The organism is Cyanothece sp. BG0011 (genome assembly GCF_003013815.1).
Lineage (GTDB): Bacteria > Cyanobacteriota > Cyanobacteriia > Cyanobacteriales > Microcystaceae > Crocosphaera.
Map to the genome: position 1 here is coordinate 23580 of NZ_PRLH01000196.1, position 6421 is coordinate 30000.

At 34.2% G+C, this 6421-nt stretch carries 6 protein-coding genes (1 of these 6 running past the window's edge); all 6 read right to left on the minus strand.

Features of this window, described 5'->3' with window-relative positions; genetic code table 11:
* Window positions 1–5 precede the first annotated feature (5 nt).
* Window positions 6–1010 (minus strand): hypothetical protein, encoded by a 1005-nt coding sequence (locus C4E06_RS25420; RefSeq protein ID WP_107671148.1) that lies wholly within the window; start codon window positions 1008–1010, stop codon window positions 6–8.
* Window position 1011: 1 nt separating this feature from the next.
* Window positions 1012–3516 carry a dynamin family protein gene (locus C4E06_RS25425; protein ID WP_107671149.1) on the minus strand — a complete coding sequence of 835 codons (2505 nt, stop codon included), beginning with the start codon at window positions 3514–3516 and terminating at the stop codon, window positions 1012–1014.
* Window positions 3517–3691: 175 nt separating this feature from the next.
* Window positions 3692–4888 (minus strand): NACHT domain-containing NTPase, encoded by a 1197-nt coding sequence (locus C4E06_RS25430; RefSeq protein WP_107671150.1) that lies wholly within the window; start codon window positions 4886–4888, stop codon window positions 3692–3694.
* Between the two features lie 194 nt (window positions 4889–5082).
* Window positions 5083–5934, minus strand: a complete 852-nt coding sequence (locus tag C4E06_RS25435) for a DNA-formamidopyrimidine glycosylase (RefSeq protein WP_107671151.1) — start codon at window positions 5932–5934, stop codon at window positions 5083–5085.
* A gap of 16 nt (window positions 5935–5950) precedes the next feature.
* A complete protein-coding gene (locus tag C4E06_RS25440; RefSeq protein ID WP_107671152.1) occupies window positions 5951–6166 on the minus strand; it encodes a photosystem I reaction center subunit IV in 216 nt (71 codons plus the stop codon).
* 110 nt (window positions 6167–6276) lie between these two features.
* Window positions 6277–6421, minus strand: partial view of a DUF6391 domain-containing protein gene (locus C4E06_RS25445; protein WP_107671153.1) — the end only. It continues 473 nt past the right edge of the window; 145 of the gene's 618 nt are visible here — the last part of the coding sequence; the start codon falls outside the window, past its right edge — the gene reads right to left on this strand; the stop codon is at window positions 6277–6279.

The following is a 6421-nucleotide window of genomic DNA, read 5'->3' on the forward strand; positions in this document are numbered from 1 at the left end:
CTTATTTAACGATTGTAAACATCAAAAATACTAGCAGCATCCATTTTTAATCGAGATGAGACTTCAACATTGGTTGCTAAATCATATAATTTGTTAAAAGCATCATGACGATCTACTTGATTAACAGTGGGTTTAAATCCTTCCTCTGTTTCTTTCAGGTCAATTTTGATTAAATAAATATCATATTCATTAACTTCCTCTGATTGGGTTTCAAACTGTTTAATACTGTTCCATTGAGGTTTGATGCTTTCTTCTTTACCTTGATATAAATATTGAGTTAATTGATAAAGTTTTTTTCCGTCATCGTAATTAATTTTTTTTGTAACTTGGAGAGTTTCAATAACAGAAACTTGTGCCGCAGGAATAACTAAAATTAATGACTGTTTAAAAGTCGGTTTAACTGGGGTTGTGATAGTTGGAGATACAGATGATGAGACAGGTGAAGAAGAAGGATAAGAAACAAAATTATTTTTTTTAAACTCGTTTTCTGGTTTCTGTTCTGATTCTTTTAACTTGTAAACAAAATAACCAATTGCTGTAATTCCGAAAGCTAATAAAATAATTAATCTCATTGGATTTAACCCTGAACGTATTGATAGAAAGAAATCTTTAATTTGTTGATAAAATTCATTTTTAATCTGTATAGTAGTAGACTCTTTTGTAGATAGATTTCGTATTCTCAAAGATTTAGTTTCATCAAGACTTTCTTTGAAAATAAAATCTATCAACTTTTTTATTTCATTGTTTTTAACTCCTTGAATAATAAAATCATACTCTTTATCGGAGATATCAAGTCTTTTACACCAAAAATAAATTCCATAATTTAACTTGGTAAAAGAATCAGCTTGATTATAATGAGCGAATTTTTTTTCTAGCTCAATCATAACTTTCTTAGATATTTGATTAAGTATCGAACCAAAGTTATTCATCATTTTAATTTCTTTGAGTAATAAATCATTGGCAATTTCCTGTTTACAAGGCTTTCGATTCATGTTAAACAACTGAGCCATTTTATTTAAACTCTTTTTCTAACTGTTTTATACTTTCAATAACCTTCTCTTCCTTAACTTCAATACTTTCCCAAAACTGTTTCTTTTCTTCAAATTCATGATCGATAATTCTAGCTTGTTCGGCTAACGCTCTTTCTGCTAGATTAGTAATATCAATGATTGATTCTCCAAAAATATTACTAACATAATCTAACCTTGAAATAATCCAATCACACAACAGATCCCATAACTGTTCTTTCCCTTTTTCAATACCTTCTGACCATTGTTTTGCCATTGTATTTGACGACGGAAGCAGTAATTCAATGTATTCGATATCTTCATAAATATCACGAGTTTTTGTTACTGTTTCTATATATTCGACAGGACGGGTTTTCGTTCTAGTTTTTGTACTCTTAAAACAAGAACCACTCTGATAGCTTTCCTGATACTTTTCATATTTCGCCTTTTTTACTTTTTCTTCATATTCTTCTGTATCCACTATCTCATTCTCAGTTGTATTTCTTTGTTCAATATTATCTGGAATTTCAAAAAATTTTTCAGGTAAAGTAGGCAAGTTTTGAGTCAGTTGATTATGTAAATAACTCATTACTGCTGATTCAAGATCAAGATTAACAGAAGAAAGTTCCTGTTGAGAAAGCGAGATTTTTAACCGTTTTAGCTGTTCATTAACTAAAGACTGTAAAGCGTCTTCAAACTGCTTTGCTTTCCCTTGTAAAGAAAATTCTGCTCTTGCTGTGATGGCTTGACGCATGGTGTGATAAAGTAAGCGTACATAACGTTCATCATGTTCTAATTCTTGGATAGCTTTAGAATCATCAGCCCTCACTTTTCGATGTAAATCATCTGAGACAACTGCAAATTTTTGTATTCGACGACTCACATTATCGTATTGTTTTGCAATATCTTTTGCTAAAGCTGATGTTATTATTTCTCCTAAGTTGTCTTCTAGTTCATAAGCAGATTGATTATTTTGAAAAGCATCCCTCACAGGAGCAATGAGAGATGTAGTTAAGTCCCCTTCAACAAAACTAACTGCATCAAAAATGTGAGAAAATCCCTCACGTTTTTTAGCTTGAGCTTCTTTTTTGAGTTGCTCAATTACTTTAGGTTCGTCAGTTTTTAATGCTTCTATAATTTTTTTTACTTCTTTTTTAAAATCTCCATTAATCTTTTTTAAGTTTTTCTCTAAATCTTGGCGAACTTGAGTAACTTTTTCTCTCTCTGCTTTTACTTGTTCTTGATTATTAATTTTGCTGGTTTCAATTAATATATTTAAAGCATCTTTAAAAGCATCAAAGCTATTAAAAACATCTAATAAGGCAGGAAGAATCACTAATTCTGAGAATGATTCTTGTAGTCGAATTCTGATACAATTCCATAAAGCTTCCCCCCCACTCCAGCGCAAAGCATAAAATAGAATACGTCTCATTTGATAATCATCAGGGATAATTCCATCTTCAAGATTATCTTCAAGCTGACGAAACCAATTTTTTAAATTGCGATCGCCTGTAACATTTTCTTTAATAACAGTGGCACAGTCACGAAATAAACAGTTTAATAACTGTTGTCTTGTTTCTGATGTAACAGTAGAAGGAGTATTTAAAGGTGTTGTTCCCCAAGCACATTGAGCATAGTATAAAAGACGAGCATTAAAAGGGATAACATCAGGTAATTTAGGCAAGTTTAAAGTGGTTTGAATTTCAAGTTTTAATTTCTCTAATCTTTCATTTAAAGGTAAATCATCAGATCCCCTTTGATCCACTCTGTTTAAAATAAAAATCATGGAATCTGTACGCCCTTGTAAATACTCAACCACTCGTTTCAACTCTTCTAATAAGCGTTGTCGGTGTTGTTCATCTACTTGCATATAATCTAGTGCAACTAAACTAAATGCTTTGCCAACTTGTGGCTGAATAATAGCTAAATTGGTTCTGTCTTGTACGGATTTTAAACCAGGTAAATCTAAAAATTCAATGCTAACGCCTTCGGGTAAACCTGATAAATTTGAGTCACAAGCAGGAAAGAGAGGAACATAACTGGTTATTTGAGGTGCAATATATTCTTTCTTTTTTCTAGCTTCATGATAAGTGTGCATCGCTTGTTGAATACGGTTATAAATTTCTTCATCATTTAACCCTATCCATTCCCCTGTTTCCCAAGGGGCATCGGGGGTTTTTTCTATGGTTAATTGATGCTTATCGGAATGTTTTAATTTGAGAATCCCTCCACTCATTTCTCCTGCTTCAATGGGTGCTATTCTTCTCCCCATTAAGGCATTCACAATGGTAGATTTACCCGATGAAGTTGTGCCAAGGGTGGCAATACATAAACTAGGATTTTCTAAACGTTGCCTAGCTTCATTATAAGCTGTATGAAAGTCTTTTAAACGGCTTTTCAATGTAGGATCTTCAAAAACATCAGAACCAGTGTTAACTAAATTAGAGAGAGCATTGCCTAATTGATTTAGAAGGGTTTGGGCTATATTTAACTTTGATTTAATATCCATGATGTTGATAGTTCCTTTTATATTAGTTGAAATTAGCTTAAGTTGAATTTGAAAGAGTTAATTATAGGAGTACAAAAAGCTTTTAAAAAGACTGGTAAATAGGGTCATGATCTTTTCATAATCGTAAGTGAACTTCTGCTCCCTCGTCAGTCCCCATTTCCTTCTACCCAAGGTGTCAGATATCTTCTACTTCGGGTTGAGAGGATTGTAATAATCGATTAGCGTCTGTATTTTGAGAAGAAGATGAAAACAGAAATCGTACTTTCCAGTAGATAAAAGACAAAGAAAAACCTTGAGGAATGGTATTATTTGATTGACTCATTGAAGGTTGTGTATGTTTAGTTTCCCAACTACTACATAAGTCAGAGAGATTCTGAGGATGTTTAACCAATTCTCGCAAAGAACTATATTGCTCTTGAGTGAGATTTTCCCACAATTTTTCACCGAGTTCGGTTTGCTCATTAATGAACCACTCGTTAATAAAAGCTTTGACTTGTTGCTCATTAAATAGAGTTAAATAATAAGTTTGAAATCGAGAAGAAGGAAAATTTTTATTGTCAATAATCCGTGACTGACAACCGACAAAAATATTGGCTTCACCTATCCATCCTTTGAAAAGTGTATCTAGTAACTTAATTGAGCGTTTATTGTTTGCTAACCCGTCAATGAGTAACCAGACATTTCCTTGTTTAAATAAATTTAAAAGATGCTCTGAAGAAAGCACGATGTGAGGAAAAAATGAATGGGCTTCTCTCAGCCAATCTTCAATTAAATAATAGGTGACAGATTTATTTTTTAGCTTGTCTAAAGATAAGTAAATGGGATAACCTTTCTTATTTTTTAAAATCCACAAACCGAACTGATCTAAAAAAGTGCTTTTACCAATTCCTTTGTCTCCTAACAATAAAGATTTACTTTGTTCCTCAAGGATTTGAGATTCATAAAAAGCTTCTCTATTCATAAGATTATCATTATTAGAAAGATGAGGAGGAATATAAATTTCTTTTGAATTAAGAGACTCTGAATGCACCTCAAGCATTTGTAAACAGACGGTTTCCCAGTCCATAGTAGGTTGAATTATTGTGCTTGAATATTCTTGTTTAAGCCAAGATATAAGAATTTTTGACTTATCTGCTTTTTTTTCTGTCAGTTTTTCGCATCTTTTTTCTAGTTTTTTATAGATTTCAGTTAGCTGTTTTTTATAAGTTTCTTTAGTCGTTTGTAATTCAGTTTCAGCTATTTCATAAAACTCAGATTCTGATAGATTCCGATAGATTTCGCTAAATCGACAACGGAAAATTTTCGATTGTCCAGAAGATAATTCATAATCAACTGCGATCGTACATAAAAAACTATCCCAAGAGAGGGTCATAATCAATACCTTAGAACTAATGCTAGGACAAAGAGTGATTAGGAAACTTCTAAACTCTTTTTTTTCTGACTGTTCTAAGTATTCCCAAAAATAATGACTTAATTACACCATCAAGTAGGTGTTTTTCCCGTCGCAAACTTCTTTTAAAAGTTCAAATATACTCTAAAATTAAGCGAGTTAATAATGACCCTTGCCTATTTCTTATTCCCTAACGGTTGACATTGAGGACAAAAATGAGAAGACCGTCCCCCTAATTTTATCCGTTCAATGGGTGTCCCACAGACACGACAAGGTTGGTTATGACGACCATATACCCAAGCAACACCGCTATAATTGCCATTAATACCTGTCACCCCTCGAAAATCACTAAAGGTTGTGCCTCCCTGTTCAATCGCCGTCGTTAAGACTTCTATCATGGCTTCTCGTAACCGTTTAACCTGGGGTTGGCTTAATTCTTTCCCTAGGGTTGTGGGTCGAATGCCACTTTTAAACAACGCTTCATCAGCATAAATATTACCTATCCCTGCTACCACAGCTTGATCGAGTAGAATGGTCTTAATATTGCGCTGACGACCCTTTAACTTATTAATGAAGTAATCTAACGAAAAAGCCTTTGAAAAGGGTTCTGGACCCAATTTTTGCAGTCCTGTGATGATGGTTTCGGGGGGTTGGTTAGGCCGAACCCACCACACTTTACCAAAAGTGCGAATATCAACAAATCTTAATTCTTGAGAGCGATCGCAAAATAAACGTAAACGAGTATGACGGGATAAGGGTTTGTCTTTTGTCACCCATAATAATTGCCCTGTCATGCGTAAATGTACCCCTAACCATCCTTTATTCTCTTCTAGGGGAACCAGTAAATATTTGCCTCTTCTTTGCCACTGGCCAAAAGTAGCGTTTTTAATCTGTTGTAAAAATTCTTCGATAGAAACGGGGTAAGCAAGTGTGCGTGGTAACAACACTTCCCCACCCCAAATGGTTTGCCCAAAGGTCAATTGATTTAACCCTCGGCAAACCGTTTCAACTTCAGGAAGTTCTGGCATTTAATCCTGAAACCAATTACTTAGACGAAACAACTTCTAATTCGTTTTCCGCAAAGTTGTTGGTATTCACGCCAGTCGCACTGCCACTGTAGCCGGTGTAATTGACTTTATCAAAACGGACGACGACAGGATAGATAATACCAGCTTTATCGACAGTGGCAACAGTACCAATGTCGTTGTACCAGTAAGATTCTTTGCGTTTGATTCTAACTTTGTCTCCACGCTTGACCATAGGTATTGTCCTTCATAAATGGATATTCAAACAAAGGTAAGGAATGAGATCCTTATCTATAAAAGCCTACTATTGGATCGCAACACCTTGCTACTTCAAAAGTTTAAGTTTTATTGCGAATCTCGCCAGTCCAGTTCGACAAAATAGGCTGGATGACCTGAAAAATCACGGGTTCGGGCGATTTGTAACAATTCTAAATTAAAAGGAATCGCAGTGGTGAGATATTTCTGGGCCCAGATACCGGCATCGGGGGAC